Source organism: Frateuria sp. (genome assembly GCF_035695185.1).
Taxonomy (GTDB): Bacteria; Pseudomonadota; Gammaproteobacteria; order Xanthomonadales; family Rhodanobacteraceae; genus Frateuria_A.
On the sequence record NZ_DASSES010000023.1, the window covers coordinates 1 to 3,088 of the forward strand.

The 3,088-nt window shown below is 65.9% G+C and carries 4 protein-coding genes; 3 read left to right on the top strand and 1 reads right to left on the bottom strand.

Annotated elements, in window-relative coordinates; genetic code table 11:
• Positions 1 to 452 precede the first annotated feature (452 nt).
• Entirely contained in the window at positions 453 to 632 is a 180-nt protein-coding gene (locus tag VFH59_RS01660) for a PLDc N-terminal domain-containing protein (RefSeq protein WP_325163154.1), read from the top strand.
• A gap of 136 nt (positions 633 to 768) precedes the next feature.
• Here VFH59_RS01660 and VFH59_RS01665 read toward each other — a convergent pair whose 3' ends face one another.
• On the bottom strand, positions 769 to 1,317 hold the full coding sequence (locus VFH59_RS01665; RefSeq protein WP_325163151.1) for a GNAT family protein: 549 nt from the start codon (positions 1,315 to 1,317) through the stop codon (positions 769 to 771).
• A 233-nt stretch (positions 1,318 to 1,550) separates the two neighbouring features.
• Between VFH59_RS01665 and VFH59_RS01670 the strand changes: the two genes are divergently transcribed.
• Positions 1,551 to 1,850, top strand: a complete 300-nt coding sequence (locus VFH59_RS01670) for a hypothetical protein (protein WP_325163152.1) — start codon at positions 1,551 to 1,553, stop codon at positions 1,848 to 1,850.
• Positions 1,851 to 2,163: 313 nt separating this feature from the next.
• Positions 2,164 to 2,856 carry an acetate uptake transporter gene (locus VFH59_RS01675; RefSeq protein ID WP_325163153.1) on the top strand — a complete coding sequence of 231 codons (693 nt, stop codon included), beginning with the start codon at positions 2,164 to 2,166 and terminating at the stop codon, positions 2,854 to 2,856.
• Positions 2,857 to 3,088 lie beyond the last annotated feature (232 nt).

Sequence of the window (3,088 nt, forward strand, 5' to 3'; positions counted from 1 at the left end):
GGATCCGGTTGGCCGCAGCGCACGCTATCTGCGGCGGATCCGGTTGGCCGCAGCGCACGCTATCTGCGGCGGATCCGGTTGGCCGCAGCGCACGCTCTCTGCGGCGGATCCGGTTGGCCGCAGCGCACGCTCTCTGCGGCATGACCGGGCGTTGGAGATTCCCGGAGCGGTGCCTTTTCTGGCCTGCCGCAGGGAGGCGCCCTCAGAGGTCCTGGGTGCGAGGTCAACTCCGGGCTGCAGGATCGCCTGAGTGCCACGCGCGCGCCGAAAGTTAACGGTCCAAGACCGACTTCTTGCTGTTGGCGCAGTGCATCGCCTCTACACTCCAGGCAACGGCACCACCATGCGTGTCGCAAGGCGCCCTTCCGGAGCGCCACGTGGGAGGGGGAGACGTGTTAGGAAGCAGTGCAGCCGCGGTGCCGGTCCTGGTCGTGTTAGGACTCGGACTGGTGATGACTGTGCTTTGGCTGGCCGCGCTCGTGGATGCGTTGCGGGTCCCGGACCCCGTGTGGGCACGGGCCGGGCAAGGCAAGCTGCTGTGGGTGCTGGTGGTGGTGCTGGCGGGAGTGATTGGCGCGCTTCTATACGCGGTGATGGCACGCCCGGCGCTCGGACGCGTGCAATCCTCCTGAGGTCAGCCAGTCCGGCGGCTCAGCAACGTCCTCAAATCGGCACGACTGAGTTTCCCTCTCTGCGGCTACTAGTTCCGGACGTTTCCTTGGCTAAAGGCTCACGGCCCCCAGGGATCCTGGGCCGTGGGCGTCTGAGCTAGTTCAGGTCAGCCTTGATCCTTCCGAAGACAACTAGGTCCACGCGTCCGTCGTGGGTGAAGCCTGCCGACCTGGCGATGCCTTCGCGGGTAAAGCCCGCGGACTGAGCCGCCTTCTGTGAGGCGATGTTCTCCGTTGCCGCGTGGATCGTGACTCGCTCCATGCCTTGGGTGGTGAGCGCCCAGTCGGCGAGGACTCGCGCTGCCACGCCCGCCAGGCCCCTACCTCGCGCCCAGGGTGCGACCCAGTAGCCAATCTCGGTGACGCCCGACGCCCAATCGGTCTTCTTCAGATCGATGACCCCGCCGAGTCGCCCATCCACGTCGATCGCTCGAACGATGCCGACACCGGTGGCGTGCTGTCGGGGAGCGATGTCACAAACGAAGGCCTGGCCAACTTCGTGTGTATATGGCCGTGGGAGAGGCAACCACTTTTGAATGAGCTGGTCTTGGCATGCGCAGACGATCTCAGCGATGTCGTCTGGAACGAGGTCACGCAGCTCCCATCCATCGCATGTCAGAGTTTCCTGGTCGAACCGTCTAGTCACAGGGACAGCGTAGAAGGGGACTGCGATAGGGGGGCGGAGTCACTTTGCCGACGCGGCCCTGCGGACGCCCACTTGTCGACATGCCAGGGGCGCCAATCGCGGCTACCCAGTCCGGGGGTCATGAGACAAAGCTGCGCTTGACTGTCGAGGCACAGGACACATGAGCCGCTGAACATAGCGGTCAAAGCGGTAGCCTCGCCCGACACAGGTCCCAGATCGCCCAGGGAGGCGCGGTGGCGGGCTCCAACTCAAAGAAGCAGATCGCTCGGCTCGGCCAGGACGAATGGGCTTCTCGCGCGCAAGCCGCGGAAGAGCTTGGCGTGGGCGTACTGCGCATCGACTGGCTGGTCTCCAATGGGCATCTGGAACCAGCCGAGACTGAAACGTACCTGCCTGACCTCGACGTCCGCGGCTACGAGGTCGGGGTCACGCGCTCAAGCCTTCAGACTGAGAAGCAGTGGCGCCGGAATGTCTCTCGCTGGCGCCGCTGGGGCCGAGCGCTACGTGATCTGCTGGAAACGTCCGGCCTCTGAGCGGCGAGCGACATCCTGGGATCACCGGCCCACGCCAGGCTGCCCCCATGGAAGTGGATCAGCCAGCAATGACAGATGGTTCCACTGCGTCGTTGCCCCGCCCGCCCGCAGCCCCCGTGCCCTCGCGAGGTGCCCGCACATCGGCATGTCCGGTAAGTAGGTGCGCGCGATCGCGGGGACGTGACGCGGCGTAGAGCGAGAGCGATCTACGTGCCCGACTTTCGGCCACTCGACTCGGGACCTTGACCGGTTCAAGGGCAGGCAGGGCCGGCCGGATGCTTACAGCAACTGCTCTCGCCGTGAGGAGGACCACATGGCAACCATTGAGCAGCACACTGAGCCTGCGGCGGCCGTGGGGCATTGGTATGTCCTCGTCGAGGGTGAACGGCAGGACCTCGGGCGCCCCGAACGGGTGACGGTTCCCCAGGTGGTTGCGCCCACGAGTTGGGGGAACGCCGCACCACTTGCGCTGGCAGCCTTCGCAGTGACCACGTTCATGCTCAGCATGATCAACGCAGGCCTTGTCGACGACGCGGCCAGACCGATGGTGTACGCGGTTGGACCCACGTTCGGCGGCCTGATCCAGGTTATCGCGGGGCTCATCGTGCTGCGCCAAGGCGACACCTTCGGTGGCGTCTTGTTCACCGGCTTCGGCGCGTTCTGGCTGTCCGTCTTCGCCGTGGTTGAGTTCGCCGTGCCGGTCATGCCGAGAGCGCAGGTTGGCCACGCGTTCGGCCTGTTCTTGCTCGGGTTTGGCATCTTCGTCGCCTCGATGTTCGCGGCCTCCTTTCGCACCAACCTGCTACTCGTGGCGGCGTTGGCGGACGTCATCGTCGTCTTCGCCCTGCTCGGCATCGGGCAGTACTGGGGCAACGCGGCGCTCCGTCATGCCGGCGGCTGGCTGGGCCTGGTTGCTGCGGCACTCGGCGCTTATGGTTCGATCGCGGAGATCTGCGAGGCTGCCTACGGCCGCCGGCTGCCGATCGGGCGGCTGGCGAAGAAGTAAGGACTCAGCGGGAACCGGCCCGGCGCCCGGGCTGGCTGAGCGCGCCTGGTTCAAGAAGCGATCCCAGCGCGCGGCCGGTGACGGGTCGCTCCATGGACCAGATTCAACCGTGACGCCGGTCAGAAGGCACCGCCGTGAAGTAGTTCCATGGCAATGAGGGAACGGTGGTGCCGGCCTTAGGACTCGCCGCGGACCGACTCGTATCCCACCTGATGTCGGTTTGGGGGGTGAC